At 71.6% G+C, this 26,266-nt stretch carries 24 protein-coding genes, 1 rRNA gene, 1 pseudogene and 1 riboswitch; of the genes and pseudogenes, 8 read left to right on the top strand and 18 right to left on the bottom strand.

The features are described 5' to 3' along the window. Window positions 1-57: 57 nt before the first annotated feature. The 3 genes from OHA99_RS31365 to OHA99_RS31355 form a co-directional block, all read right to left on the bottom strand. Entirely contained in the window at window positions 58-711 is a 654-nt protein-coding gene (locus OHA99_RS31365; RefSeq protein WP_153180830.1) for a PadR family transcriptional regulator, read from the bottom strand. 90 nt (window positions 712-801) lie between these two features. Beyond that, window positions 802-1,503 carry an ABC transporter ATP-binding protein gene (locus OHA99_RS31360; protein ID WP_153180829.1) on the bottom strand — a complete coding sequence of 234 codons (702 nt, stop codon included), beginning with the start codon at window positions 1,501-1,503 and terminating at the stop codon, window positions 802-804. After that, window positions 1,500-2,588, bottom strand: coding sequence for an ABC transporter permease (locus OHA99_RS31355; RefSeq protein WP_153180828.1), 1,089 nt, complete (start codon window positions 2,586-2,588; stop codon window positions 1,500-1,502). Before OHA99_RS31355 ends, OHA99_RS31360 begins: the two co-directional genes overlap by 4 nt. Before the next feature lie 172 nt (window positions 2,589-2,760). On the opposite strand from OHA99_RS31355, the gene OHA99_RS31350 reads away from it, so the two are divergent. From OHA99_RS31350 to OHA99_RS31340, 3 genes are all read left to right on the top strand, one after another. Continuing rightward, window positions 2,761-3,975, top strand: a complete 1,215-nt coding sequence (locus OHA99_RS31350) for a sensor histidine kinase (RefSeq protein WP_405698448.1) — start codon at window positions 2,761-2,763, stop codon at window positions 3,973-3,975. Next, window positions 3,972-4,607 (top strand): response regulator transcription factor, encoded by a 636-nt coding sequence (locus OHA99_RS31345; RefSeq protein ID WP_164385516.1) that lies wholly within the window; start codon window positions 3,972-3,974, stop codon window positions 4,605-4,607. The genes OHA99_RS31350 and OHA99_RS31345 overlap by 4 nt, the downstream gene beginning before the upstream one ends. Window positions 4,608-4,733: 126 nt before the next feature. Continuing rightward, window positions 4,734-5,543 (top strand): PhzF family phenazine biosynthesis protein, encoded by an 810-nt coding sequence (locus OHA99_RS31340; RefSeq protein WP_153180825.1) that lies wholly within the window; start codon window positions 4,734-4,736, stop codon window positions 5,541-5,543. Window positions 5,544-5,570: 27 nt separating this feature from the next. Here the strand turns inward: OHA99_RS31340 and OHA99_RS31335 are convergent, their stop codons facing one another. Beyond that, a complete protein-coding gene (locus tag OHA99_RS31335; RefSeq protein WP_381382790.1) occupies window positions 5,571-6,398 on the bottom strand; it encodes a CPBP family intramembrane glutamic endopeptidase in 828 nt (275 codons plus the stop codon). A 97-nt stretch (window positions 6,399-6,495) separates the two neighbouring features. After that, window positions 6,496-8,013 (bottom strand): glutamate--cysteine ligase, encoded by a 1,518-nt coding sequence (locus OHA99_RS31330; protein WP_366473443.1) that lies wholly within the window; start codon window positions 8,011-8,013, stop codon window positions 6,496-6,498. Between the two features lie 559 nt (window positions 8,014-8,572). Between OHA99_RS31330 and OHA99_RS31325 the strand changes: the two genes are divergently transcribed. The 3 genes from OHA99_RS31325 (at window position 8,573) to OHA99_RS31315 (ending at window position 10,859) form a co-directional block, all read left to right on the top strand. Continuing rightward, window positions 8,573-9,157: a hypothetical protein gene (locus OHA99_RS31325; RefSeq protein WP_405698447.1), complete on the top strand. Its 585-nt coding sequence runs from the start codon at window positions 8,573-8,575 to the stop codon at window positions 9,155-9,157. A 309-nt stretch (window positions 9,158-9,466) separates the two neighbouring features. Beyond that, window positions 9,467-9,670, top strand: coding sequence for a DUF5999 family protein (locus OHA99_RS31320; protein WP_007388206.1), 204 nt, complete (start codon window positions 9,467-9,469; stop codon window positions 9,668-9,670). Between the two features lie 124 nt (window positions 9,671-9,794). Further along, complete coding sequence (locus OHA99_RS31315) at window positions 9,795-10,859, top strand: LacI family DNA-binding transcriptional regulator (RefSeq protein WP_366473444.1); 1,065 nt, start codon at window positions 9,795-9,797, stop codon at window positions 10,857-10,859. Between the two features lie 16 nt (window positions 10,860-10,875). Here OHA99_RS31315 and OHA99_RS31310 read toward each other — a convergent pair whose 3' ends face one another. Beyond that, window positions 10,876-11,445 (bottom strand): DUF1707 domain-containing protein, encoded by a 570-nt coding sequence (locus OHA99_RS31310; RefSeq protein WP_381588318.1) that lies wholly within the window; start codon window positions 11,443-11,445, stop codon window positions 10,876-10,878. Between the two features lie 156 nt (window positions 11,446-11,601). Between OHA99_RS31310 and OHA99_RS31305 the strand changes: the two genes are divergently transcribed. Further along, on the top strand, window positions 11,602-11,997 hold the full coding sequence (locus OHA99_RS31305) for a molybdopterin-binding protein (protein ID WP_153180819.1): 396 nt from the start codon (window positions 11,602-11,604) through the stop codon (window positions 11,995-11,997). A 137-nt stretch (window positions 11,998-12,134) separates the two neighbouring features. On the opposite strand, the gene gcvP is transcribed toward OHA99_RS31305, so the two are convergent. Next, window positions 12,135-15,020, bottom strand: coding sequence for an aminomethyl-transferring glycine dehydrogenase (gcvP, locus tag OHA99_RS31300; protein WP_405698446.1), 2,886 nt, complete (start codon window positions 15,018-15,020; stop codon window positions 12,135-12,137). A gap of 177 nt (window positions 15,021-15,197) precedes the next feature. Beyond that, a riboswitch (glycine riboswitch) is annotated at window positions 15,198-15,293 on the bottom strand. Between the two features lie 149 nt (window positions 15,294-15,442). Between gcvP and OHA99_RS31295 the strand changes: the two genes are divergently transcribed. Further along, window positions 15,443-15,820: a PRC-barrel domain-containing protein gene (locus tag OHA99_RS31295; protein ID WP_194280169.1), complete on the top strand. Its 378-nt coding sequence runs from the start codon at window positions 15,443-15,445 to the stop codon at window positions 15,818-15,820. Here OHA99_RS31295 and OHA99_RS31290 read toward each other — a convergent pair. The 11 genes and pseudogenes from OHA99_RS31290 to rrf form a co-directional block, all read right to left on the bottom strand. Further along, window positions 15,736-17,240: pseudogene (locus OHA99_RS31290) on the bottom strand (DNA polymerase IV). The gene OHA99_RS31295 and the pseudogene OHA99_RS31290 overlap by 85 nt on opposite strands. Before the next feature lie 71 nt (window positions 17,241-17,311). Beyond that, window positions 17,312-17,998, bottom strand: coding sequence for a MerR family transcriptional regulator (locus OHA99_RS31285; protein ID WP_194280168.1), 687 nt, complete (start codon window positions 17,996-17,998; stop codon window positions 17,312-17,314). A gap of 191 nt (window positions 17,999-18,189) precedes the next feature. Then, window positions 18,190-18,663: a bifunctional nuclease family protein gene (locus tag OHA99_RS31280; RefSeq protein ID WP_042822063.1), complete on the bottom strand. Its 474-nt coding sequence runs from the start codon at window positions 18,661-18,663 to the stop codon at window positions 18,190-18,192. Window positions 18,664-18,771: 108 nt separating this feature from the next. Further along, entirely contained in the window at window positions 18,772-19,512 is a 741-nt protein-coding gene (locus tag OHA99_RS31275; protein WP_153180816.1) for a MerR family transcriptional regulator, read from the bottom strand. Between the two features lie 43 nt (window positions 19,513-19,555). Next, window positions 19,556-20,365: an FHA domain-containing protein gene (locus tag OHA99_RS31270; protein WP_405698445.1), complete on the bottom strand. Its 810-nt coding sequence runs from the start codon at window positions 20,363-20,365 to the stop codon at window positions 19,556-19,558. 190 nt (window positions 20,366-20,555) lie between these two features. Then, the gene (locus tag OHA99_RS31265) at window positions 20,556-21,413 is read right to left on the bottom strand and encodes a DUF881 domain-containing protein (RefSeq protein WP_153180814.1); all 858 of its coding nucleotides are present in this window, start codon (window positions 21,411-21,413) and stop codon (window positions 20,556-20,558) included. Between the two features lie 5 nt (window positions 21,414-21,418). Then, window positions 21,419-21,751 (bottom strand): small basic family protein, encoded by a 333-nt coding sequence (locus OHA99_RS31260; protein WP_003977440.1) that lies wholly within the window; start codon window positions 21,749-21,751, stop codon window positions 21,419-21,421. Further along, window positions 21,748-22,584 carry a DUF881 domain-containing protein gene (locus tag OHA99_RS31255; RefSeq protein WP_194280167.1) on the bottom strand — a complete coding sequence of 279 codons (837 nt, stop codon included), beginning with the start codon at window positions 22,582-22,584 and terminating at the stop codon, window positions 21,748-21,750. Before OHA99_RS31255 ends, OHA99_RS31260 begins: the two co-directional genes overlap by 4 nt. A 167-nt stretch (window positions 22,585-22,751) precedes the next feature. After that, window positions 22,752-25,247 (bottom strand): mannose-1-phosphate guanyltransferase, encoded by a 2,496-nt coding sequence (locus OHA99_RS31250; RefSeq protein ID WP_052838780.1) that lies wholly within the window; start codon window positions 25,245-25,247, stop codon window positions 22,752-22,754. Window positions 25,248-25,359: 112 nt separating this feature from the next. After that, on the bottom strand, window positions 25,360-25,968 hold the full coding sequence (locus OHA99_RS31245; RefSeq protein ID WP_007388195.1) for a CDP-alcohol phosphatidyltransferase family protein: 609 nt from the start codon (window positions 25,966-25,968) through the stop codon (window positions 25,360-25,362). Between the two features lie 109 nt (window positions 25,969-26,077). Further along, window positions 26,078-26,194: ribosomal RNA gene (gene rrf / locus OHA99_RS31240) — 5S ribosomal RNA — on the bottom strand. Window positions 26,195-26,266 lie beyond the last annotated feature (72 nt).

The following is a 26,266-nucleotide window of genomic DNA, read 5'->3' as shown; positions in this document are numbered from 1 at the left end:
CGCACACGAGGGGGCCCCGCGGACAGAATCCGCAGGGCCCCTTCGTCCGGTCCGGCGTCAGTCCTCGTCGGCGAGGATCAGGTACAGCTTCTTGCGGGCCTCACCGATGACGGCGAGTGCCTTCTCCCGCTGTTCCTTGCTGCCGGTCTTCCAGACCTGGCCGAAGGCCTCCATCAGGCCGAACCCGGCCTGCCGGACGTCGTTGAGAGCCTCCCAGTCGACGCCCCGCGAGGCCTCCTCCCAGGGCGCCTCCGGGCCTTCCTCGGCCGCCGTGCGCCCCGCCTCGGTGAGCGCGAAGAGCTTCTTGCCGCCCTCGCTCTCGCTGGCGATCAGCCCCTCGTCCTCCAGCAGCTGGAGGGTGGGGTACACCGAACCGGGGCTGGGCTTCCACGCCCCGCCGCTGCGCTCGGCGATCTCCTGGATCATCTCGTAGCCGTGCATCGGCCGGTCCTTCAGGAGGGCGAGGATCGACGCCCGTACGTCGCCCCGCCGCGCCCTTCCCCTGGGCCCGCCCCGCCCCCGGCCGCCCCAGGGGCCGCCGTGACCGAAGCCCGGCCCGAAGGGACCGGCGGGGCCGCCGGGGCCACCCGGTCCGAAGGGGCCGAAGGCGGCACGCCGGGCCTCGAAGCCCCCTCGGCCGAAGGGCCCGAAGGGGCCGCCCTCGCCGTGACCGTGTCCACCGTGTCCGCGCTCGTATCCGTGGTCGCGCATCGCCATCACTCCATTCAGTCGTTGATCAGTCGCGATGCCTCAACGATATATCGGAAAGTATCGCGCGGCAAGCCTCTGCCGACTGCCGCGTCAGGAGGCGGACGCCGACAGACCCGACCGGCCCGTCAGGCGCAGGCGGCCGTCGTGCACCTCGGCGACCCGGTCGACCGCCGTGAGGTGCGTGCGGTCGTGGGTGACCAGAACGGTGGCGCTCGCCTGCTGGTGGGTGAGGCGGGTGATCAGGTCGATGACGGCGGCGCCGCGTTCGTGGTCGAGGGCGCTGGTGGGTTCGTCGACGAGGAGGACGGTGGGCTCGTTCATCAGGGCGCGGGCGAGGGCGACGCGCTGGCGCTGGCCGCCGGAGAGCTGGTGGGGGCGTCGGCCCGCCTGCCCGGCCAGCCCGACCGCGTCGAGGAGCTCCATCGCCCGGCCCCGGGCGGTACGGGGCTTGCGGCCGTCGATCTGCGCCATGACCTGCAACTGTTCGGCGGCGGTGAGGGAGGGCAGCAGGTTGGGCTGCTGGAAGACGATGCCGATCCTGTCGCGGCGCAGAGCGGTCAGCTCCCCGCGGCTGAGGCCGGTGGTGGGGATGCCGTCGACGGTGACGGTCCCGGCGTCGGGGGTGATGAGGGTGGCGGCGACGGCCAGCAGGCTGGACTTGCCGGATCCGGAGGGGCCGACCACGGCGGTCAGGCAGCCCCGGGGGACGTCCAGACCGACCCGGTCGAGCGCGGTCAGGCGGTCCTCTCCGTCGGCGTAGGTGAGGGTGACGTCGGTCAGGTTCAGGCTCATCGGGCGCTCCCCAGGGCGGTCAGCGGGTCGACGGAGGTGATCCGGCGGATGGACAGGGCGGCTCCGAGGGCGCCGAGGACGATCGTCACGGCGGCCGGGAGGAGGACGGTCGCGGGAGTGAGGAGGAACGGCACGGCGGAGCCGGCGACGAGCGCTCCCAGGGCGGCGGCGATTCCGGTGCCGATCAGGGTGCCGCCGGCCAGCAGGACGACGGCCTGGCCGAGCGCGTCCTTGAGCAGGTTCGCGGTGGAGGCGCCGAGCGCCTTGAGGACGGCGACGTCACCGCTGCGCTGGATCGTCCACACGGTGAAGAAGGCGCCGATGACGAGGGCGGAGATGGCGAACAGGAATCCGCGCATCAGTTGCAGGGAGCCGTTCTCGGAGGTGTAGGAGCCGATGGCCGACAGCGAGTCGTCCTTGGAGAGCGTCTCGGTCCCCGCGGCCCGGTCGGTGGCCGCCACGTCGGCGGCGGAGGTGGTGTTCAAAGCGATCACGGTCGCGGTCTTGCCGTCGCCCCCGGCGGTGGGCGGCGCGGTCTTCTGCCAGACGTCGAGGCTGGTCCACACGACCGGGGTGTGGCTGAACGAGGCGTCGCCCTCGACGGCGGCCACGGTCAGCTGCTGACCGGCCACCGTGAAGCTGTCACCCGCCTTGAGGCCGAGGTCGTCGGCGGCCGTGGTGGACAGCACCGCCGACCTGCCGTCGATCCTGTCGCTGTCCGGGGCGAGGCGGGAGCCCGGCCGGACGCCGAAGGCGGAGACCCCGGTGCTCCGGTCCCCGGCGGTGGCCTTGGTGGTGGTGATCCCCAGCGGTTCGGCGCCGGTGACCCCGGGCGCCTGTGCCCACCGCTGCCACTGCCGCTCGGTGACGGTGGAGTTGGAGTACGACGGATCCTGTCCGCCGCCGGGCGCCTGGAAGGCGATCCGGTCGGCGGGCAGACCGGTGACGGCGGAGATGTTCTGCTGCCCCAGGCCCGCCGTCAGTCCGGACAGCAGTCCCACCAGAAGGGTGATCAGCACGATGACGGTCCCCATCAGGGCGAAGCGCCCCTTGGCGAACTTGAGGTCTCTCCAGGCGACGAACACGGTCTCTGCCTGTCCTTTCCGGCGGGGGCAATCGGTACGACCCCACCGTCGCCGCCGGCTCCCCCCGCGCGCGTCCGGCGCAGGACGGCACTTCGCGGGCCGGAAGGCGGCACCCGGTTTGTAACTTTCGACGGAGGCCCCCGGGGCCCGCCTTTCGTAGCCTGGACACACTGTGAACGCTTCCGCTCCCACCCTGACCCCGACCACCCGGGCCCTGGCCTGGTGCCTGCACCTGCTGGTCGTCGGCCTGCTCGTCCTGGTCGCCGCCCGCGCCGTGACGGACGGCCGGTCCCACGCCGGGCCGATCGTCGCCGTCGCGGTGGTGTGCGGCCTGGTGTACGCCGCCGGGCCGGTGCTGCCCCGGGTCCGGCTCGTCCGGCGGGTCGCGGCCGCGTGGCTGGCCGCCGTGGGAGCCGTGTGGCTGGTGCTGCTGGCGCTCTCCCCCGAGGCCGTGTGGGTGGCCTTCCCGCTGTACTTCCTCCAGCTCCACCTGCTGTCGCGCCGCGCGGGCCTGGCCGCCGTGACCGCCACCGCCGTCGCGGCCGTCGCCGGGTACGCCGCCCACACCGGCTCCTTCGGCCCGGCCATGGTGATCGGTCCCGCGCTCGGCGCCGCCGTCGCCGTCGCCGTGGTGTGGGGCTACCAGGCCCTGTACCGCGAGAGCGAGCGGCGCAGGCGGCTGATCGAGGAACTGACCGCCACCCGCGCCGACCTCGCCCGCGCCCAGCACACCGCCGGCGTGCTCGCCGAGCGCGAGCGGCTGGCCCGCGAGATCCACGACACCCTTGCCCAGGGCCTGTCCAGCATCCAACTGCTGCTGCGCGCCGCCGAGCGCGCCCTGCCCGAGCGGCCCGACGCCGCCACCGGCCACGTCGTGGCGGCCCGGCAGGCCGCCGTGGACAACCTCGCCGAGGCCCGCCGCTTCGTCGCCGCCCTGACCCCGCCCGCCCTGGACGGCACCACGCTGGCCGGCGCCCTGGAACGCCTGTGCGCCACGACGTCCGCCCGGCACCGGGTCACCGCCCGTTTCCACCTCACCGGCGTCCCGGTCCCGCTGCCGACCGCCCACGAGGTCGCCCTGCTGCGCATCGCCCAGTCGGCCCTCGCCAACACGGTCCGCCACGCCGACGCCACCACGGCCGAGGTCACCCTCAGCCACCTCGGCGACCACATCGCCCTGGACGTCGTCGACGACGGTACCGGCTTCGACCCGGACCGACTGCCCCCGGCCGACCCCGAGGCGGGCGGCTTCGGCCTGGCCGCCATGCGGGCCCGCCTGGACGCCCTCGGCGGCACCCTGACCATCGAGTCCGCACCCGGCCACGGCACCGCCCTGACCGCCCGGCTGCCGTTCACCCCGCCCACCGAACCCGAGGCCCGCCCGTGACCGAGACCCCCGTCCGCCTGCTCCTCGCCGACGACCACCCCGTGGTGCGGGCCGGTCTGCGCGCCGTACTGGAGACCGAGCCCGGCCTCGAGGTGGTGGCCGAGGCCGCCACCGCGGAGGAGGCCGTCGCACGCGCCGCGCACGGCGACATCGACGTCGTGCTGATGGACCTGCAATTCGGCAAGGGCATGAACGGCGCCGAGGCCACCGCCGCCATCGCCGCCCGCCCCGGGGCCCCGCGCGTGCTCATCGTGACGACGTACGACTCCGACGCCGACACCCTGCCCGCCATCGAGGCCGGCGCCACCGGCTACCTCCTCAAGGACGCGCCGCCCGAGGATCTGGCCGACGCCGTGCGCACCGCCGCCGCCGGCCGCACCGCCCTCGCGCCCGCCGTCGCCGACCGGCTCATGAACCGGCTGCGCACCCCCGGCACCACCCTGACCCGGCGGGAGACCGAGGTCCTCGCCCTGGTCGCCGGCGGGCTGTCCAACCAGGCCATCGGGCACCGGCTCCACCTCACCGAGGGCACGGTCAAGTCCCACCTGGCCCGCATCTACGCCAAGCTCGACGTCGACTCGCGCACCGCCGCCGTCGCCACCGCGACATCCCTCGGCCTGATCCGGCGCTGACCGGGCACATGCCGCCGACCGGGGCACCCTGACCGTGTACGCGTGCGGGCCGGGGCCGCGGAAAACGGGCCGCCACCGCGCGATTGGCCTTGGTCCGCGGCTCCGGACGGCGTCTAGCGTCGGGGCATGCGCATCCGAATCGTCGACGCCTTCACCGACCGGCCCTTCGCCGGCAATCCCGCCGGGGTCGTGCTCCTCGACGCCTTCCCCGGCGACGACCGGCTCCAGCGGATCGCCCTGGAGGTCAACCACTCCGAGACGGCCTTCGCCCACCCGCTGCCCGCGGGCGGCGAGGCCGACTGGGCGCTGCGCTGGTTCACACCGGCCACCGAGGTGGCGATGTGCGGCCACGCAACGCTAGCCACGGCCCACGTCCTGCACACCACCGGCGCCCACGAGGGGCCGGTGCGGTTCGCCACCCGCAGCGGGGTCCTGATCGCGGCACCCGGCGAGGACGGCTCGACCACCCTGGACTTCCCCACGGCGCCGCTCACTCCGGTCGAGGTGCCGGCGGGCGTCGGCGAGGCACTGGGCACCGAGCCGCTCACCGTCCTGGACACCGGGCCGGACATCGGCGACCTGCTGGTCGAGGTCGCCGACGAAGAGACGGTCCGCGGCCTGGCGCCGGACCTGCCGGCACTGGCCGCACACTCCGAGCGCGGTGTCATCGCCACCGCCCGCGCGAAGGACCCCGCCCGTGGCTACGACTACGTCTCCCGCTGTTTCTTCCCCAACGTCGGCATCGACGAGGACCCGGTCACCGGCAGCGCCCACACGGCCCTCGCGCCCTTCTGGTCCGAGCGTCTCGGCCGCCCGGACCTCACCGGGCTCCAGGCGTCGTCCCGCTCCGGCCGGGTGCGCACGGAAGTGCGGGGCGGGCGCACGCTGCTGAGCGGGCAGGCGGTGACGGTGATCGACGGCGAGCTGCTGGCCTGACCCCGCGGCGGCTCGAGGCTCCGGCGGTCATGCCGTCGGGAGCCAGTCCACCTTCCCGGCGAGCAGGCCGTAGCCGACGAAGGCCCCGATGTCGAGCAGCGAGTGCGCCACCACCAGCGGGCCCACGCGTCCCCAGCGGCGGTACAGGTAGACGAACACGACGCCCATCACCATGTTCCCGACGAACCCGCCGATCCCCTGGTAGAGGTGGTACGACCCGCGCAGTACCGAACTGGCCGCCAGCGAGGCCCCCGCACCCCAGCCGAGCTGGTCGAGCCGGCGCAGCAGGTAGCCGACGACGATGACCTCCTCCAGAACGGAGTTCTGCACCGCCGACAGGATCAGGACGGGGTACTTCCACCACACGTCGGGCAGCGCCTCGGGCACCACGGTGAGGTTGAAGCCCAGGCCGCGCGCGGCGAGGTAGAACGCGATACCGGTGCTGCCGATGACGGCGGCCACGGCGGCCCCGCGCCCCAGGTCCGGCCACGGGCGGGTGCGGTCGAAGCCGAGGGTGCGCAGGCCGCGCCCCTCACGCAGCAGGAAGTGCGCGACGAGGGCGACCGGGACGAGCGCCGTGGTGATCCCGAAGAGCTGCCAGGCCAGGTCCAGCCAGGGACGGCCGGGCGCCGCGGAGGCGTTGAGGGTGGCCGCCTGGTCCTTGAGCCCGCCGGGCCGGGTGACCGAGCCGATGAAGCTGATGAGGGCGGACACGCCGCTCGCACCGAGCGAGAGTGCCAGGACGAGCAGGGTCTCGTCCCGCAGGATCCGCCGTGTGAGCCGCTCCTCGGTCAAGGGCTGTTCACCGAGTCGCTTCTGAGGGAACGCATCGTCCACCGGGCCCGCCTCCGCCATGCACACCTGCCTCCAGCTGGGACGTCACAGCTTGCCCGATCAGTATGGGGCGGTGCGCGGCGGGGGCGGGCTCGGCGGGGGGCGGGCCCGGCGGCGGTCAGCCCGGCGGCGCCGTCTCCGGCAGGCCCACCGGCCACAGGTGCACGGGGTCCCCCGCGCGCATCAGCTCGACGTAGCGGCGGGTCGTGGCGGCCAGCGCGGCCTCCCGGGACAGGCCCGCCTCCAGCGCCCGGTGGAACGTGGCCGCCTGCCAGGAGGCGCCGTTGACCCGGCGCCGGCACCGCTCCTCGATCACGCCGAGGTAGAGGTCCCGGTCGGCGGGTTCCACGCCCCACGCGTCGAGCCCGGCCTCGGCGAGCGGCAGCAGTTCGTCGCGTACGAGGACGGCGGCGTCGACCTCGGTGGTGCCGCCGAGGCGGCCGCGCCGGGGCCATTCGAAACGGGCGTCGATGCCGTGGCGGCACGCGGCCTCGAAGTTGGCGGCGGCGGCCTCGAACGGCAGCCGCGTCCACACCGGCCGGGGCTCCTCGGCGAGCGCGCGCACGACCCCGTAGTAGAAGGCGGCGTTGGCGATGACGTCGGTGACGGTGGGTCCGGCGGGCAGGACCCGGTTCTCCACCCGCAGGTGCGGCACGCCGTCGGCGATGTCGTAGACCGGACGGTTCCAACGGTAGACGGTGCCGTTGTGCAGGACGAGTTCGGAGAGCGAGGGCACGCCGCCCGCGTCGAGGACGTCCAGCGGGTCCTCGTCGTCGCAGATCGGCAGCAGGGCCGGGAAGTAGCGCCGGTTCTCCTCGAAGAGGTCGTACGCCGAGGTCACCCAGCGCTCCCCGAACCAGGTGCGCGGCCGCACGCCCTGGGCCTGGAGTTCGGGCGGGCGGGTGTCGGTGGACTGCTGGAACAGCGGGGGCCGCGACTCCCGCCACAGTTCGCGGCCGAAGAGGAAGGGCGCGTTGGCGCCGAGGGCGATCTGCGCGGCGGTGACGGCCTGCGCGGCGTTCCACACGTCGGCGAAGCGGTCGGGGGTGACCTGGAGGTGCAGTTGCACCGAGGTACAGGCGGCCTCGGGGGCGATGGACTTCGAGGTGCAGGTCAGGCGCTCCACGCCCTCGATGTCGAGGGTGAAGTCCTCCCCACGGGCGGCCACGATCTGTTCGTTGAGCAGGGCGTAGCGGTCGACGGCGGAGAGATTGGACGAGACCAGATCGTCCCGGTCCAGCGTCGGCAGAATACCGATCATCGCGATTCCCGCGTCGACCTCTCCCGCCTTGCGGTCCGCATATGCCAATGACGTACGGATCTCCTCGGCGAGCCGGTCGAATACCCGCCCGCCCAGGCGGTGCGGAGCTATGTTGACCTCCAGGTTGAACATGGCGAGTTCGGTCTGGAAGTCGCGGCTCGCGATGCGCTCGAGGACTTGCGCATTCAACATTTTCGGCATCCCGTCGGCACCGACGAGATTCAATTCGATCTCCAGCCCCATCAGGTTCTTCGGGCGGTCGAACCGCTTCTCCGCCAGAAGTCGCTCCAGGCCCGTCAGGCACCGCTGGAGCTTGTCGCGGTAGCGCTGGCGATCGGACAGGTCGAACTGACCTGCCGCGACCTTCTCCCCCATGGAAGAGTCCCTTCTCGGAGCGGTGTGCGGAAGATCCGGCCGCCACTGGCCGGCCGCCGGTCAGGTGGGATGATGCCCAGCCGAAGCGATCGATAACGTCCCCGCACCGGCCCGGCAGCCGCTACGCTGTGCCGGTGTGACCGGTGGCACATTCACCGGGCATGGCACGTCGAGCGGTTTCCCGGGCCGACAACTCGTGAAAAACGCCGACGACAATTGGCCGACCGCTCGGTGAACATTCCCCGAGGTCATCGCCGTACACCTGGTCCGGAATCCGGAGGATTCCCGCATATCGGCGGCCGAATTCAACCTTATACTGGTTGCCGGAATCGGCTAGCCGAAACACAGTCTGAACACATGTCGTATAAACTCCGCGGACAGGCAGCGGACCGGAGTCCACGGTCGAAGGATCCTGCCGTCGAGCTGACGCGTGGCAGGCCTCTCCCACTTCTCGCTTCCCGGACCCGGTCCCTGCCTCTCCCAGCCCTGTGAGCCGACAGCGTCGTCCGCCCCGCTCCGCCCTCGCGCCACCGTGCCTTCGAATGAGAGGCGACCCATCATGCCCCTGTGTGTTCCCCAGGCCCCCGTGCCCGCCCTGCGCTCCGTCCTCACCGCCCTCTCGTCGCCCACCGCGGTCCGCGAGGCCCGGACACCCGCCCTGCTGCGCGCCCAGGGGCCCGCCACACCGGAACTGCCGCTTCCCGTGCACGTCCTCGACCGGGTCACGGAGCAGGACGTGACGGCCACCCGACTGACCGGGTGGCGCTTCCACATCCGGTGCGGCGACCTGTCGGTGGCGGCCGCGGAGACGATGCTGACCGCCGACGGCTGGGCGTTCTCGCACTTCTTCGAGGGCCCCTACGTCGCCTCGACCGAGCTCGCGCTGCGGCAGGCCGACTCGATGGCCCAGCCCTACCAGCCGCGCCTGCTGTCGGTTCCCCAGCTGTACATGCTCACGCTGTGGCTGCACGGCGACTGCGCCGCGGACGCCGCGGCCGGGCATCCCGCGGCCACCGACCTGCTGGTGCCGCTGGCACCGGCGCCGCCCGGGATCGCGGCGCACCTGCCGCACCGGGTCGCCGAACTGCTGCCGGTCCTCACGCACCGGTTGACGCCGACGCGGCTGCTGGGTTCTCCCGCCTGACCTGCCCGCGGCCCGCCTCCGGCCCGCCGGGCCGGTCCGTACCGCTGGCCCACCCGCGCGGACTAGCCCCAATCGGCCATGCCGAACCACCCGAAATGACAGTGCAGTTGAGCTGAACCGTCCGCGCGGGTGACGCGTCATCAACCTGTGAGAAGCGGTGCTGCGAAATACCTGCGGATCGACGCCCGCGGGGCAACACTGGGTTCGGACCGACTCAAACAACGGGGGGCGGCCATGAACGAGGTTCCACGCCGCGGTACGGACAAGACAGCCGACTCACTCATCACCACAGACCGAGAGACCCCACTCATGTGCCAGCACCAGCCGCCGTGCCCGTCAGCCGTCTCCGCCGACCGGGAGTCCGCCCGTCTCGTGGCGCACCACCCGGAGCAGGGGTGGAGCCTGCTGTGCAACGGTGTCGTCCTTTTCGAGGACACCGGTGAGCTGCTGCCGGACGGTCGGGCGATCGCCCCGCACCGTCCCGTCGGCGCGGGCCTGACGACCGCCGCCTGACCGGGAGCGGGGCGGTGCGACGCCACCGTCCCGGCGCCTCGGGGAGCGGTACGACTTCCCTGGGGCGGCCGGTTTCCGGAAGACTCCCGGCAGTTGTGCGGTCGGTGTCTGCGGAGGTGGGGAAGTGGCAGTGGACGGGGCCCGGGCGAAGACGGCTCCCGGCGGCCGGGGCAGGGTCACGATCACGGACATCGCCCGCCGCGCGGGTGTCTCGGTGCCGACCGTCTCCCGGGTGGTGAACGGCCGGTCGGACGTGTCGCCCGGGACCAGGGCGCGGGTGGAGGAACTGCTGCGCCGGCACGGGTACCGCAAGCGCGCCGCCGCGCCCGGGCGCCGGGCCGCCCTGCTCGACCTGGTCTTCAACGACCTCGACAGCCCCTGGGCCGTGGAGATCATCCGCGGGGTCGAGGAGGTGGCCCACGCCGCCGGGGTCGGCACCGTGGTCTCCGCGGTCCACGGCCGCTCGGGCGACGCACCTCGGTGGATGCGCAATCTGCGGGCCCGGGCCTCGGACGGCGTCGTCCTCGTCACCTCGGCCCTGGATCCGGTGCTCCACCAGGAGCTGCGGATCCTCGGCGTGCCCCTGGTCGTCGTCGACCCGGCGGGCTCTCCGGCCCTGGACGTGCCCACGGTCGGCGCGGCCAACCGGGAGGGCGGCACGGCGGCCACCGAGCATCTGCTGGCGCTGGGGCATCGCAGGATCGGCCTGATCGCCGGGCCGCCGCGGCTGCTGTGCTCGCGGGCCCGCCGCGACGGCTACCGCGCCGCCCTGGAAGGCGCCGGCGTCGCCGTGGACGAGTCCCTGATCGTCCCCGGCGACTTCCGTCACGAGTCCGGCTTCGCGGCCTGTGAAGCCCTGCTGGGCCTGCCCGAGCCGCCGACGGCGGTCTTCGCGGCCAGCGACCAGATGGCGCTGGGTGCGATCGAGGCGCTGCGCCGGCGCGGGTCGAGGGTGCCGCAGGACATGAGCGTCGTCGGCTTCGACGACCTTCCGGAGGTCCGCTGGTCGGCGCCGCCCCTGACGACCGTGCGCCAGCCGCTCGCCGACATGGGCCGGGTGGCCGCGCGCACGGTGCTTCGCCCGACCCGCGACGAAGACCCGGACCCGCCACGGGCCGAACTGGGCACGGAGCTGATCCTGCGTGCCAGCACGGCACCCCCGCCGGGCATCACGACACCGTCCGGTTGAGCCGTCCGCCCAGGCCCTACGCCCTGCGCCCGAGCCCGCGGCGCGGCGCACGCACCACGACCTGCCCCCAGCTGACCTCGCCCGTGATCTCCACCCTCAGCACCACGGGCACCCCGATGTCGACGCTCCTCGGGGTCTTCACCTCGCCGTAGCTGGTCACGAGGGAGTCGGTGTCCACCACGATGCCGGGCCGGGTCAGGATCTTCAGCGCCCCGGCCCGCAGGTCGAGGTCGATGCGGAGGGTGTCGTGCGTGATCACCGCCCGGGCGAGGTCCAGCGTCACCTCGCCCCAGGCCGACCGGATCTCCATCCGCCGCGGCACCACCCAGCCCTCGCCCCGCCGGGTGGACGTGCCCTGCTGCTCGATACGGACGACGTCCTTGGCCGCGGGGGCCGCGGCGCCGTCCGCCGCGAGCGGCAGGTCGGCGGTCAGGGCGGCCAGCTCGTCCTGGGTGCGGGCGGTGAGCGCCGCTCCCACCCGGTCGTCCAGCTCCTCGGCGGTCAGCCTGCCGTCTCCCGCGGCGGCGCTCAGTACGTCCACGGCCCGGTCCCGGTCCGCGTGCGAGGCGCGGAGCGCGGGCGTCACGCCGCCCTGTGAAGACTGCACCGGCATGGCTCGACCCCGATCTCCCCGGGCGTCCCGTGAACGCCCCACCACTGCGGGACACTAACGCTATATCGCGTCATACCCCACAGCCAACCCCTCGTCCACCGTTCCCGTCCCGCGGCCTATCGTGACCGCATGCAGTCCTACACGATCGGCCGGGCGGCGCGGCTGCTCGGCGTCAGCCCGGACACCGCGCGCCGCTGGGCCGACGCGGGCCGGATCGCCACCCGTCGCGACGAGGGCGGGCGGCGCGTCGTCGACGGGCGCGACCTGGCCGCGTTCTCGGTCGAGCTCGCCCGCTCCGGCGGCGCCGACGAGGAGACCCCGTACACCTCGGTCCGCAACTCGTTCCCGGGGATCGTCACCGCCATCAAACTCGGCGACGTCGCGGCCCAGGTCGAGATCCAGGCCGGCCCGCACCGGCTCGTCTCCCTGCTGACCAGGGAGGCGGTGGAGGAACTCGGCCTCGAGGTCGGCGTGGAGGCCACGGCGCGGGTGAAGTCGACGAATGTACACATCGACAGAACCTGACCCACGCCTCCCCCGGCTCCCGGCACCGCCCTCACCTCCGGCGCCACGGTGTGAGCCGCAAGGGCGTCGACATGCCGAGAGGCTCCGTCCGGGCCGTGCGAGCCCGGACGGAGCCTCTTCCACTTCCGCGTCGGGACTCAGTCCTCGTACGCGTCCAGCGGCGGGCAGGAGCAGACCAGGTTGCGGTCGCCGTAGGCCTGGTCGATGCGGCGCACCGGCGGCCAGTACTTGTCGGCGGCGGACACACCGGCCGGGAAGACGGCCTCCTCGCGCGTGTACGCGTGGTCCCACTCACCGCCGAGCGCGCCCGCGGTGTGCGGGGCGCCGCGCAGCGGGTTGTCCTCGGCGGGCCAGGCGCCGGAACCGACCTTCTCGATCTCCGCGCGGATGGCGATCATCGCCTCGCAGAACCGGTCCAGCTCGGCCAGGTCCTCGGACTCGGTCGGCTCGATCATCAGCGTGCCGGCCACCGGGAAGGACATCGTCGGCGCGTGGAAGCCGTAGTCGATCAGCCGCTTGGCGACGTCGTCGACGCTCACGCCGGTGGCCTTGGTCAGCGGGCGCAGGTCGATGATGCACTCGTGCGCGACCAGCCCGCCGGGGCCGTTGTAGAGCACCGGGAAGTGCGCCTCAAGGCGCTTGGCGATGTAGTTGGCGGACAGCACGGCCACCTGCGTGGCGCGCTTGAGCCCCTCACCGCCCATCAGCCGGACGTACGACCACGAGATCGGCAGGATGCCCGCCGATCCCCACGGCGCCGCCGAGATCGGCCCGACGCCCGTCTGCGGACCGGCCGCGGGCTGAAGCGGGTGGTTGGGCAGGTACGGCGCGAGGTGCGACCGCACGCCCACGGGGCCGACGCCGGGACCGCCGCCGCCGTGCGGGATGCAGAAGGTCTTGTGCAGGTTCAGGTGGGAGACGTCGCCGCCGAAGTGGCCGGGCTTGGCGAGGCCGACCAGGGCGTTGAGGTTGGCGCCGTCCACGTAGACCTGGCCGCCCGCGTCGTGCACCTGGGCGCAGATGTCGGCCACGTGCTCCTCGAACACGCCGTGTGTGGAGGGGTACGTGATCATCAGCACGGCCAGCTCGTCGCGGTGCTTCTCGATCTTGGCGCGCAGGTCCTCGACGTCGATCTCACCGTCCTCGGCGGTCTTGACGACGACGACCTTCATGCCGGCCATCACGGCGCTGGCGGCGTTGGTGCCGTGCGCGGAGGACGGGATGAGGCAGACGGTGCGCTGCTCGTCGCCGTTGGCCCGGTGGTAACCGCGTACCGCGAGCAGGCCCGCGAACTCGCCCTGGGACCCGGCGTTGGGCTGGAGCGAGACCTTGTCGTACCCGGTGACCTCGGCGAGCCGCTCCTCCAGCTCGCGGATGAGGGTCAGGTAGCCCTGGGCCTGATCGGCGGGCGCGAAGGGGTGCAGGGCGCCGAACTCGGGCCAGGTGACCGGCTCCATCTCGGTGGTCGCGTTGAGCTTCATGGTGCAGGAGCCCAGCGGGATCATGCCGCGGTCCAGCGCGTAGTCCCGGTCGGCGAGACGGCGCAGGTAGCGCAGCATCGCGGTCTCGGAGCGGTGCTGGTGGAAGACGGGGTGGGTCAGGAAGTCGTCGGTGCGCAGCAGCGCCTCGGACAGCGTCTCCCCGGTCTCCGCGTCCAGCGACTCGACGTCGCCCTCCACGCCGAAGGCGTGCCACACGCCGCCGACCTGGGCGCGCGTGGTGGTCTCGTCGCAGGCGAAGGAGACGTGGTCGGCGTCGACCAGCCGCACGTTGATGCCGTTCTCGCGGGCGGCGTGCACGATCGCGCCGGCCCGGCCGGGCACCCGCGCGGTGACCGTGTCGAAGTAGGAGCCGTGGACGATCTCGACGCCGCCGGCGGCGAGGCCGGCCGCGGTGATCGTGGCGTACCGGTGGGTGCGGCGGGCGATGGCCCGCAGCCCCTCGGGACCGTGGTAGACGGCGTACATGCCGGCCATGACGGCGAGCAGCACCTGCGCGGTGCAGATGTTGCTGGTGGCCTTCTCGCGGCGGATGTGCTGCTCGCGGGTCTGGAGGGCCAGGCGGTAGGCCTTGTTGCCGTCGGCGTCCACGGAGACGCCGACCAGGCGGCCGGGCAGACTGCGGGCGAACTTCTCGTGGACGGCCATGTAGCCGGCGTGCGGTCCGCCGAAGCCCATCGGCACGCCGAAGCGCTGGGTGGTGCCCACCGCGATGTCCGCGCCCAGCTCGCCGGGCGAGGTGAGCAGCGTGAGGGCGAGCAGGTCGGCGGCGACGGTGACGAGGGCGCCCAGCTCGTGCGCCCGGTCGATCACCGGCTTGATGTCGCGGACGGCACCGGAGGCGCCCGGGTACTGGATCAGGACGCCGTTGATCTCCCGCTCGGCGACCTCGGCGGGGATGCCCTCGCTCAGGTCGGCGACGACGACCTCGACGCCGGTCGGCTCGGCCCGGGTCCGTATCACGGCGACGGTCTGCGGCAGCGCGTCCGCGTCGACCAGGAACAGACCCTTCTTGTTCTTGCCCATGCGCCGGGACAGCGCCATCGCCTCGGCGGCGGCGGTGCCCTCGTCGAGCAGCGAGGCGCCGGAGGTGGGCAGGCCGGTCAGCTCGGCGACCATCGTCTGGAAGTTCAGCAGGGCCTCGAGCCGCCCCTGCGAGATCTCCGGCTGGTACGGCGTGTACGCCGTGTACCAGGACGGGTTCTCCATGACGTTGCGCAGGATCACCGGCGGGGTGAAGGTGCCGTAGTAGCCGAGGCCGATCATGGAGTCGAGGACCTGGTTGCGGTCGGCCAGGGAGCGCAGCTCGGCCAGCACCTCGGCCTCGGAGCGCGCGCCCGGCAGGTCGAGCCGGTCGGCGTTCTTGATCACATCCGGCACCGCGGCGGCCGTCAGTTCGTCGAGCGAACCGTAACCGACCTGCGCGAGCATCTTGGCCCGGGCCTCGTGGTCGGGGCCGATGTGGCGCTGCTCGAACGGTGCTGCCTGTTCGAGTTCGGAGAGCGGAGTGCGATGGGCGGTCATTGCGGAGGCCTCCTGGTCTGACGACCTTCGAGGGGCACCACGGCGCGGGTACCCGGACGGCCTCCCCCTCTGTCATCTCAACCTGAGAGCTTCACCGGAGGAGCCCGGAGGCTCTTCCGGCTTTCACCGTCGGTGAGAGCGGAAGCCGTCGACACCCGCCCTGCTTTCCAGAGTGACCTCGTCCGTGCGGTACGTGAGCCTGAGAGATTCCGGGGAGGATTTGCTCCTTCGGCGCCTCCGGTGGTGTCCGGAGGACTCTCCCGCGCGGGGTCAGCGGCCGTTTGCCAGCGTACCAGCGAGGCACTCGTGAGAGCTTCGAGTGGCCGACCGACCACATGTGCTCTTTTGTAGTACTTACGGATGATTAGGCGGCTGGTGTGCGACCCAGTGCGGCCCAGTGGTGCGATCAAGTGGAGGGCCCCGTGCGTACTGACATCGATCCGCGGAACCTGATCGGCCGCAAGGCGTTCGACCGCGACGGCACCAGGATCGGCACCGTGGACGAGGTGTACCTCGACGATGCCACCGGCGTCCCCGAGTGGGCGGCGATACGGACCGGCCTCTTCAGCAGGGACGCCTTCGTCCCCCTGGAGCCCAGCGAGCTGGTCGAGGGCACCCTGCGCGTGCCTTTCGAACGGTCCCTGATCAAGGAGGCGCCCGACTTCGGCGTCGGCCGCCATCTCTCGCCGGAGCAGGAACTCCAGCTCTACCACCACTACGGCCTGGACGTGGCGGCGGCTCCCCCGCCTCCCGACCGCGACTTCGGCAAGCTGGCCGGCAAGGGCAACGACGACGGCTGACCCGCCGCCCGCGCTACCCGGCCACCCGTCCCGCGGAGCCGCCCCCACCGGGCGGGCCGACGGGTTCTCCACCGGGTCTTCGCACCGCTGGGGAGACCAGCGGCAGAGGGTCCGCCGGGGCCAGCTCCGGGTCGTCCACCGGGAAGGTCCGCACCCGGCCGACGTCGGAGTACGGCGTCTCGAACCGCACGGTGACCCGTCCGAGGCCGCTGCCCTGCACCCACCCGTGCCCGAGCTCCGCGTGCCGTACGTCGTGCCCGGCGGGCCACCGGCGCTCGGCGGGCGAAGGAGCGTGCTCCTCGACGGGCCCGGCCTCGGGCTCCTCGGCCGGTTCCTCGGAAACCTCTCCCGCGGCCTGCGCGAACAGATCCTCCTGCGTGTAGTCGGCGAGCCCGCTGACGCCCACCCCGAGCAGCCGTACGCCGCCCGTGGTGTCCACCGAGTCCAGCAGTCTGGCGGCGGCCTCCCGCACCACCGCGGGGTCGTCGGTGGGTCCGCGCAGCGTCTCGGAGCGCGTCAGCGTGGAGAAGTCGTATCTGCGCACCTTGAGCACGATGGTCCGCCCGGACAGACCTGAGGCCCGCAGCCGCCGCACGCAGCGGTCCGCCAGCCGCCCCACCTCGACGCCGACCCGCACCCGGTCGTGGATGTCCACGTCGTAGGTGTCCTCGACCGACACGGACTTGGTCTCCCGCTCGGCCACCACGGGCCGCTCGTCGCGCGCCAGCGCCATGGCGTACAGCGCGTGGCCGTGCGCCTTGCCCAGCAGCCGCACCAGCTCGTCCTCGCCCGCCTCGGCGATCTCGCCGACCGTGGTGATCCCCGCCCGGCGCAGGTGGTCCCCCGTGGCCGGTCCCACGCCGGGCAGCGTCCGCACGGTCATCGGCTCCAGCATGGCCCGCTCCGTCCCCGGTGGGATGAGGACCAGTCCGTCGGGCTTGGCCTCCTCCGAGGCGATCTTGGCGAGCATCTTGGAGGCGGCGAGCCCGACGGAGCCGGTGAGGCCCGTGACGGTGCGGATGTCGGCGCGCAGCTTCCCCCCGGCCAGCCGCGCCGAATCCGCGTCCCGGGCTGCCCGGCCGGCCTCCAGGTCCACGAAGGCCTCGTCCAGACTGAGCGGCTCCACCAGGGGCGACAGCTCCCGCAGCAGCCGCATGACCTGCTCGCTGATCGACCGGTAGAGCTCGAAGCGCGGAACGAGATAGGCGGCGTGGGGCGCGAGCCGGCGTGCCTGGCCCATCGGCATCGCGGAGTGCACGCCGAACACCCGCGCCTCGTACGAGCAGGTGGCGACCACGCCGCGCGGTCCGAGACCGCCCACGACCACGGCCTTCCCGCGCAGACTCGGCTTGGACGCCTGCTCCACCGAGGCGAAGAAGGCATCCATGTCGAGATGCAGGATCGTGGGCGCGGTTCTCACATCTCCGATGCTGCCCTACGCCACTGACAACGGCGCCGGCACACGGGACGACACCCGGGGCGCGGCGCTGTTCAGACCGCCCTGTTGTTGCGCCGCCGGGCCAGTTCGTCGGCCGGATTGTGCCCGACCAGGGTCTCGCCCGTGTCGATCCGCTCCCCGTGCAGCTGGGACAGCGCGCTCTCCACGTCCCGCCACACCACGCCGACGGCGATGCCGAAGATGCCCTGGCCCCCCTGGAGCAGGGCGTGCACCTCGTCGGGCGAGGTGCACTCGTAGACGGTGGCGCCGTCGCTCATCAGCGTCATCCGCTCCAGGTCGCGAAAGCCGCGTTCCCGCAGGTGCTGGACGGCGGTGCGGATGTTCTGGAGCGACACCCCGGTGTCGAGGAAGCGCTTGACGATCTTCAGCACGACCACGTCGCGGAAGCTGTACAGCCGCTGCGTCCCGGAGCCGTGCGCTGGCCGCACGCTGGGCTCCACGAGGCCCGTGCGCGCCCAGTAGTCCAGTTGCCGGTAGGTGATGCCGGCGGCCGCGCAGGCCGTCGGCCCGCGATAGCCGATCTGCTCGGACGCCATGGACGTCGCCCCTCCGCTGGTCGGCAAGGCTGCCGGTCGCTGTGGACCGGGATCGGCCGCGTCACCGTGCCGGGCGTGGCCCGCGCCTGCGCGAAGCCGGGAACCCGGGGGAGGGTACGGACCGCCTGCCCCGAGGCTGTGCCCGGGGCCACCCCCAACCGTACCGTCGCCGCTGATTCTCACGCCGACCTCCGTCCTTGACCTGCCTCCTCGAAGGTAGGCAGTCACCAAGGGTGCGTCAACGATCGCCACACTCGGCACGCCGAGTGATAATCACCCTACGAGTGGTTTCCCGTGCCCAGTTCCGGGAAAGGCTAGCCGGATGTGCCCGGGCGGGGCCCCGTGAGGCCCCGGATCCGCCCCGGCCGCACGCCTCACTGGTTGCTGGTTCCGAAGTCCTCTGGCGAGATCTGGTCGAGGAACTCGCGGAACTTCTCCACCTCGTCCTCCTGCTCGTCCGGGATGGAGATACCGGCTTCGTCGAGGAGCGTCTCGCTGCCGTAGATCGGCGTACCGGTACGCAGGGCGAGCGCTATGGCGTCGGACGGCCTGGCGCTGACCTCGACCCCGCTCGCGAAGACCAGCTCGGCGTAGAAGACGTTGTCCCGCAGGTCGGTGATGCGCACTTCCGTGAGCTCCTGCCCGACGGCTTCCAGCACGTCCTTGAACAGGTCGTGGGTCAGCGGCCGTGCGGGAGCCATGCCCTGCTGGGCGAAGGCGATCGCCGTCGCCTCCCCCGGTCCGATCCAGATGGGAAGGTAACGGTCGCCGCCCACCTCGCGCAGCAGCACGATCGGCTGGTTGGAGGGCATCTCGACCCGGACACCTACGACATCGAGCTCGTTCACACAGCAACCCTAGGCCGTGCCCGGGACGTTTGGGTAGTCGGGCCGGGGTCGGGTGGGCGATCCGGGTCCGGACCGGTGGTCGATTCCGGACGCTCGCCCCTGCCCGTTTCAGGGCAGCCGCACGCCCAGAGCGGTCTGCACCAGCGCCGCGTGCAGTTTCACCGCGAGCCCCGCCAGCTCCTTGGTACGGGCTTCGGCGTGTGCCCTGGTCTGGGGGTTGCGGTGGCGCTTCAGCGGGGCCACCACCTGGTCCACGAGCCCGGCGTCCCGGTCGGCTGCCGCCTTCATCACCCGCAGATGCCGCGGCTCGATCCCGAACCGCCCCAGCTGCACCACCAGCGACGCCACGGTGACCGCCTCGGCGTCGTACGCCCCGTCGGCCAGCGGGGCGAGGAGTCCGTACGACTCCCACTCCTTCAGCTCCTGGTCGCCGATCCCGGCCGCGGCCAGCAGCTCGTCCCGCCCGACCCGGGCCACCGTCGGGCCCTCCGCGGGCTCCGGTACGGCCGGCTCCCCGTCCCGCTGCCGGCCGACCCTCGGCAGGGAAACCGCCTCACCGCGCTCCACGGCGTCCAGGTGCTCGCGGATCACCTTGAGCGGCAGATAGTGGTCCCGCTGCATGCGCAGCACCTGGCCGAGGCGCTCGACGTCGTGCGCGCTGAACTTGCGATACCCGGCCGGAGTCCGCCGCGGCTCGACGAGACCCTCCGACTCCAGGAACCGGATCTTGGAGATGGTGATGTCGGGGAACTCGTCACGCAGCGCGTTCAGCACCGCGCCGATGCTCATCAGCCCACTGTCCGTGGCGGCGGCGCCTTGCCCGGCACCGCCGCTCGGTGTTGGAAACATGGACCTTCCCTGGAGGTTCCCCGGGCAGGGGCCCGGGGGCGGGTCAGTAACCCCGCTGGCTCGCGTAGAACACCAGCCGGTACTTGCCGATCTGCACCTCGTCGCCGTTCGACAGGGCGACCTGGTCGATGCGCTCCCGGTTGACGTAGGTGCCGTTCAGGCTGCCGACGTCGGCGACCGTGAACGAACCGTCCGGGCTGCGGCGGAACTCCACGTGCCGGCGCGAGACCGTCACGTCGTCCAGGAAGATGTCGCTCTGCGGGTGACGCCCGGCGGTGGTCAGCTCGCCGTCCAGCAGGAAGCGGCTGCCCGAGTTCGGACCGCGGCGCACGACCAGGAGCGCGGAGCCCAGCGGCAGCGCGTCGACGGCCGCCTGTGCCTCGGGAGAGAGCGCCGGCATCGCCGTCTGGCCGGTGGCCTCGGCGTCGTAGGCCTCCAGACCCGAGATGGAGATCGTGGAGGTCGTCTCGGACGCGCGCTCCGGGACCGCACCGGGCCGCAGCGGAGCGCCGCAGTTGGAGCAGAAGCGGCTGTTCTCCGCGTTGCGGTTGCCGCACCTCGTACACACCAGGGCCGACATGGACGGATCCTCCTGCCGCGGCTGCCCCGCCGGGGCGTTCGACGCGTACGGGTCGGGGTTGAACCCTCCGCCCGTACCCGGGGCCGAGGGCTGGCCGAAACCTATGCCGCCGGACTGAGCAGGGTCAACAGACGGCGCGCCGGGACCACCCACCTCGTCCCGGAACATCGGGCGTGAGCCCTCCGCGTCGGGCTGGGCGCGATGACGGGCGGTCGCGTTCTCGCCGCCGCCCTCTCGCGCGCTCTTGCCGAACAACTTCGCAAACAACTTCACGGGCGATTCCCCTTGACCGAAACAGACCCGCCCGTGGGGCAGGACGAACCCTTGCTGAACGCACTGACCGACCCGGACACCTTCACAACGTCCGTCTCCACCAGACAGTTTCCACCACGCACCACCCAATCGGTGCGCCGACCCCCCGCAACCTCATGCCCTCGCCGGACGTCCCCCATGCACCGCCGGTTCACTGGGAGGACGACCGAGCGTAGTCAGGCCGCTCCGCCGCTCGCAAGGCGTCCACGACGATCTTGCTCGACCGCTCAACAGTAACGGTGGCCTGTTCCTTCTCCAGAGTCTGCACCACTCCTCCAGGAATGTTGAGAGCCGGTTCGAGGTCCTGCGGCTTGCCGATGACCTGGAAACGATAGGGCGCGTTGATCTTGTTCCCGTCGACGCTGACGGAGTTGTCGGCGTCGGCGAGGTACGTGCCGGCGACGACCCGGACCCCGTTCACCTGAATCGCCTCCGCACCGGCCGCGCGCAGCTCCTGGATGGCGTCGAGCAGCATGTCCGCCTCGACCGTCCCCTTCGTGTCGTCGATGGTCACCGTGATGCCGGGCCCCTGCGCGGCCACGGTGCCCGCGAGGATGCCCAGTTGCCGCTCCTTCTCGAGCGTCTGCTTGCGGGCCTCCTCTGCCTGGTCGGAGCTGTTCTCCAGCTCGTCGCGCTGCTTCTCGAGGCCCTGCTTCTCGTCTTCAAGACGCTGAGTACGGTCGTCCAGTTCATCGAGGATGCGGACCAGATCCTCCTGGCGGGCGCCACGCAGCGCGCTGTCGCTGTCACTGTTGGACGCCACCTGGACGGCGAGGCCGAAGCCGAGCCCGAACAGGAGCAGGGCGACGATGAGTTGCGCCCGTGTGAGGCGCGGCGGCCACAGCCCCTTCAGGAGCCGCTGCCGGCCGGTCAGCCCGCTCCCCTCCTGCCGCGTCTCCTGCGGCGGGTCGCCCGCGCGGGCGTCCGCGTCCTGGGTCTCCCCGGGCGCCACTTCCTCGGGCAGCTCCTTGCGCAGCCGGCCCGGCCCCTGCTCGTCCTGGTCGCTCATCGGCCTCACGCCCGGAAGACGTGGCGTCGGATCGCCGCGGCGTTGGAGAAGATGCGGATGCCGAGGACCACGACGACGCCGGTGGACAGCTGGGCGCCGACGCCCAACTTGTCGCCCAGGAACACGATCAGTGCGGCGACGACCACGTTCGACAGGAACGACACCACGAAGACCTTGTCGTCGAAGATGCCGTCGAGCATGGCCCGCAGACCACCGAAGACGGCGTCCAGCGCCGCCACCACGGCGATCGGGAGATACGGCTCCACGGCCGCCGGCACCTCGGGCCGGACCAGCAATCCGGCCACGACTCCCACGACGAGGCCCAGTACGGCGATCACGATGTGCCCTTCTCGGTTATCGGCTGTGCTGTACGTACGATCAGACTCGGTGCGGCCGGCAGCTTGAGGTCGTCCGCGACGGAGATGGCGGTCCGGATGCCGTAGCTCTCCTCCAGGGCATGCAGGTACAGCCCGTCGGCACTGTCCTGGAAAGCCCTGCTCAGCCCCTCGCCGTCCCCCACCGCGAGCACCGTGTACGGCGGCACCAGCGGCCTGTTGTCGACCAGTATCGCGTCACCCGCGGCCCTGATCGCCGACAGCGCCGTCAGACGCTGTCCGTTGATGGAGATCGCCTCGGCGCCCGACTCCCACAGCCCGTTGACCACGCGCTGCATGTCCCGGTCCCGCACCCGGCCCGTGTCGGAGAAGCCGGAGGTGCCGCGCGGCTTCCCGTCGGCCCCGGTGCCCACGTCCTTGGCGTCGTCGACCACGAGCTTCACACCCGGACCGTGCACCTCTACGGCGCCCGCCAGCATGCCCACGAGGTCGGACCGGTCGCCGTCGCCGCTCTTCTCCAGCGCCTCGCGCCGGCGTGCGTTCACGTCCTCGCGCAGCTCGTCGACGCTCTTCTCCAGCTTGTCGGCCGCCGAGGTCTCCGCCTCTATGCGGTCGACGAGCTCCTCGCGCTCCTTGGCGACGACGGGAGCGGCGACCCGCGCCTGGGCCGCCCCGACCGTCACGACCAGGGCCGCGAGCACCAGACCGGCCGCCAGACCCAGCTTGGCACGGAGCGTCTTGGGCATCCCGCCGCCGCCGTCGGCCTTCTTCCGCGCGGCGGCCTCGGCGTATCCGTCGTCGAGGCTGTGGTCCATGACGTTCGTGAGCAACGACATGGACGCGTCCGGGCGCGCGGGCCGCGTGGATGTGCTCCGAACGGGGGGTGGCTGCGGCATGCCGCACATCGTCGCACGCCACCGCCACTACCTCCGAACGGCCCCACCGGCGTGCCGGACAGGCCCCCTTGGGGACACGTGTCCGGCACGCACGCATGCGGCGCGTTCTACCGGCCGGCGCTGTCCACCACCGCGGCCCACTCGTCCAGCAGCGCCTGCGCGGAGGCATCGTCGGGGCCCTCGGCCCACAGATGGGTGACCGCCTCCGCCGGGTCGGGCAGCACCATCACCCAGCGCCCGTCGGTCTCGACCACCCGCACCCCGTCCGTGGTGTCGACGAATCGGTCTCCGGCCGCCTCGACGACCCGCCGCATCACCAGGCCCTTCACGGCCCACGGAGTGGCCAGGTCACGCTTGAGGACGTGAGCGCGCGGGATCCGCGCGTCGATCTGGCTGAGCGTGAGCTGCGTACGCGCGACCAGCCCGATGAGCCGCACGAAGGCCGCCGTGCCGTCGTAGACGCTGCTGAACTCGGGGACAATGAAGCCGCCCTTGCCGTCGCCGCCGAAGATCGCGCCTTCCTCGCCCCCCACCCGCGTCAGGTCGTCCGGGGAGGTGGTCGTCCACTCGACCTGCGTGCCGTGGTAGGCGGCGACCTGCTCGGCGATCCTGGTGGTCGTCACCGGGAGCGCCACCCGGCCGCTGCGCCGCTCGGCCGCGATCAGGTCCAGCATCACCAGCAGCGCCCGGTCGTCCTCGATGATGCGGCCCTTCTCGTCGACGAGCGACAGCCGCTCGCCGACCGGGTCGAAGCGCACACCGAACGCGGCCCGCGAGGACGCCACGATCTCTCCCAGACGCACCAGACCGGAGCGCCGCATGTCGGCCGACTCCGTGGGCCTGGCCTCGTCGAGACCGGGGTTGATGGTCAGCGAGTCGACGCCGAGCTTGCCGAGCAGGCTGGGCAGTACCAGCCCCGCGCTGCCGTTGGAGGCGTCCACGACCACCTTGAGCCCGGACTCCGCGATCCCGGTGATGTCGACGTTGCGCAGGAGCGACCCGGTGTAGGAGTCGAACACGCTGGACGGGAAGTGCAGGTCCCCGATCTCTCCGGGGAACGCCCGCCGGTACTCCTGCCGCGCGAAGACCCGGTCCAGTTTCCGCTGGCTGCCCTGCGAGAGGTCGGCGCCCTGGCCGTCGAAGAACATGATGTCGACGGAGTCCGGCACACCGAGGGTGGTCCGGATCATGATCCCGCCGGCACTGCCCCGCGCGGTCTGCTGCCGCGCCACGGGCAGCGGTACGTTCTCCAGGTCGCGTACGTCGATGGCGCTGGCCTGCAACGCGGAGATCACCGCGCGCTTCAGCGCACGGGCACCGCGGGAGTGGTCGCGGGCCGTGGTGACGGTGGACCCCTTCTTGAGGGTCGTCGCGTACGCACCGGCCAGCCGCACGGCGAGCTCCGGGGTGATCTCCACGTTCAGGATGCCGGAGACCCCGCGGGCACCGAAGAGGTGCGCCTGCCCGCGGGACTCCCAGATCACCGAGGTGTTGACGAAGGCGCCTGCCTCGATGGTCTTGAACGGGTAGACCCGCACGTTGCCCTGGATGATCGATTCTTCACCGACCAGGCATTCGTCGCCGATGACCGCGCCGTCCTCGATCCGCGCGGCGCGCATGATGTCGGTGTTCTTGCCGACCACGCAGCCCCGCAGGTTGCTGTGCGGTCCGACGTACACGTTGTCGGCGACCACGGCCTTGTGCAGGAAGGCACCGCTCTTGACGACGACGTTGGACCCGATCACCGTGTGCTCGCGGATCTCGGCGCCCGCCTCGACCTTGGCGTAGTCGCCCACGTACAGGGGCCCGCGCAGGACCGCGTCGGGATGCACCTCCGCACCTTCGGCCACCCAGACGCCGGGAGAGATCTCGAAGCCGTCGATGTCGACGTCGACCTTGCGCTCCAGGACGTCGGCCTGGGCCTTCACATAGCTCTCGTGGGTGCCGACGTCCTCCCAGTAGCCCTCGGCGACGTAGCCGTAGATGGGCTTGCCTTCCTTCATCAGCTGCGGGAAGACGTCACCGGACCAGTCCACGGGCACGTCGGGGTCGACGTAGTCGAAGACCTCGGGCTCCATGACGTAGATCCCGGTGTTCACCGTGTCCGAGAAGACCTGGCCCCAGGTCGGCTTCTCCAGGAAGCGCTCGACCTTGCCCTCTTCGTCGACGATGGTGATGCCGAATTCCAGCGGGTTGGGCACGCGCGTCAGGCACACGGTGACGAGCGAACCCTTTTCCTTGTGGAAATTGATCAGGTCGGTGAGGTCGAAGTCGGTCAGGGCGTCGCCGGAAATGACGAGGAAGGCATCGTCCTTCAACGCCTCCTCGGCGTTCTTGACGCTTCCGGCGGTACCGAGTGGCTTCTCCTCGTTGGCATAGGTGAGCTCCATTCCGAGCTCTTCGCCGTCACCGAAGTAGTTCTTGACCAGCGAGGCCAGGAACTGGACGGTGACGACGGTCTCGTTGAGCCCATGCCTTTTGAGCAACCTGAGCACATGCTCCATGATCGGCCGGTTGACCACCGGAAGGAGCGGCTTGGGCATGCTCGAGGTCATGGGACGAAGGCGCGTGCCTTCGCCTCCAGCCATCACGACGGCCTTCATGTCGGAAGCGTCCTCCTCTGAGAGACGACGGTTTAGCCGACTTCACCCGTCCAGGGTCCCGCACTTTTCGTGCGCGGGCCATCCGGCCACTTGGGCCGCACAATCAGCGAGTTCAATCGGCTGCGACGTCCGCACGAACCAGGCGGCGGACCTGCACCACGTAGAGAACACCTGCCCACCAGTACAGGGTTGTACCCCATCCGGCGAACGCCCATCCGAAAACGGCGGCGAGTGACGCGATCCATCCGCTTCCGTCGCTGAGCAGAAGCAGAGGGAAGGCGTACATGAGGTTGAAGGTCGCGGCCTTGCCCAGGAAGTTCACCTGCGGCGGCGGATAGCCGTGTCGCCGGAGGATGCCCACCATCACCAGCAGCATCGCTTCCCGGGCAAGCAGTACAAGGGTCAACCAGAGCGGGAGAATCTCGCGCCAGGTGAGGCCCACCAGCGTCGACAGGATGTAAAGCCGGTCAGCCGCCGGGTCCAGGAGTCGGCCGAGGCTGCTGATCTGATTCCAACGCCGTGCGAGCTTTCCGTCCAGGTAGTCGCTGACCCCGCTCAGGGCCAGCACCAACAGCGCCCAGCCGTCGCTCTGCGGGCCGCCGAACTCGGGCCGCAGGATGAGCCACAGGAACAGGGGCACGCCGGCCAGGCGCGCCATGCTGAGGATGTTCGGGATGGTGAGGACCCGGTCGGTCTGCACGCGGGTCTCCTGGACCTCCACGCGGGGGCCTCCTGGGGGAAACGAGCCAATGATGCTCACTGACCCTACCTCAACGCAAAAAAGCTCTGGCTCTTGGGCTGCGTGCCCAAGAGCCAGAGCTCTAAAAGGAGTTCGGCGGCGTCCTACTCTCCCACAGGGTCCCCCCTGCAGTACCATCGGCGCTGTAAGGCTTAGCTTCCGGGTTCGAAATGTAACCGGGCGTTTCCCCTACGCTATGACCACCGAAACACTATGAAACACTCAACCGCACCACGCTGTGGACGTGGGGTTGTTCGTGGTTTCAGAACCAACACAGTGG

It is taken from the genome of Streptomyces coelicoflavus (genome assembly GCF_045041415.1).
GTDB lineage: Bacteria > Actinomycetota > Actinomycetes > Streptomycetales > Streptomycetaceae > Streptomyces > Streptomyces coelicoflavus.
Note: the sequence above shows the minus strand (reverse complement) of the source record. Positions and strands in the feature narration are given on the sequence as shown.

Coding starts and splice junctions, on each gene's coding strand:
- OHA99_RS31330 (WP_366473443.1), bottom strand. CDS start 8,013: ATGGGGGAGAAGGTCGCGGCAGGTCAGTTCGACCTGTCCGATCGCCAG.
- OHA99_RS31325 (WP_405698447.1), top strand. CDS start 8,573: ATGCCCCTGTGTGTTCCCCAGGCCCCCGTGCCCGCCCTGCGCTCCGTC.
- OHA99_RS31360 (WP_153180829.1), bottom strand. CDS start 1,503: ATGAGCCTGAACCTGACCGACGTCACCCTCACCTACGCCGACGGAGAG.
- OHA99_RS31250 (WP_052838780.1), bottom strand. CDS start 25,247: ATGAAGGCCGTCGTGATGGCTGGAGGCGAAGGCACGCGCCTTCGTCCC.
- OHA99_RS31275 (WP_153180816.1), bottom strand. CDS start 19,512: ATGTTTCCAACACCGAGCGGCGGTGCCGGGCAAGGCGCCGCCGCCACG.
- OHA99_RS31305 (WP_153180819.1), top strand. CDS start 11,602: ATGCAGTCCTACACGATCGGCCGGGCGGCGCGGCTGCTCGGCGTCAGC.
- OHA99_RS31265 (WP_153180814.1), bottom strand. CDS start 21,413: ATGAGCGACCAGGACGAGCAGGGGCCGGGCCGGCTGCGCAAGGAGCTG.
- OHA99_RS31255 (WP_194280167.1), bottom strand. CDS start 22,584: ATGTCGTTGCTCACGAACGTCATGGACCACAGCCTCGACGACGGATAC.
- OHA99_RS31335 (WP_381382790.1), bottom strand. CDS start 6,398: ATGGCGGAGGCGGGCCCGGTGGACGATGCGTTCCCTCAGAAGCGACTC.
- gcvP (WP_405698446.1), bottom strand. CDS start 15,020: ATGACCGCCCATCGCACTCCGCTCTCCGAACTCGAACAGGCAGCACCG.
- OHA99_RS31365 (WP_153180830.1), bottom strand. CDS start 711: ATGCGCGACCACGGATACGAGCGCGGACACGGTGGACACGGTCACGGC.
- OHA99_RS31340 (WP_153180825.1), top strand. CDS start 4,734: ATGCGCATCCGAATCGTCGACGCCTTCACCGACCGGCCCTTCGCCGGC.
- OHA99_RS31320 (WP_007388206.1), top strand. CDS start 9,467: ATGTGCCAGCACCAGCCGCCGTGCCCGTCAGCCGTCTCCGCCGACCGG.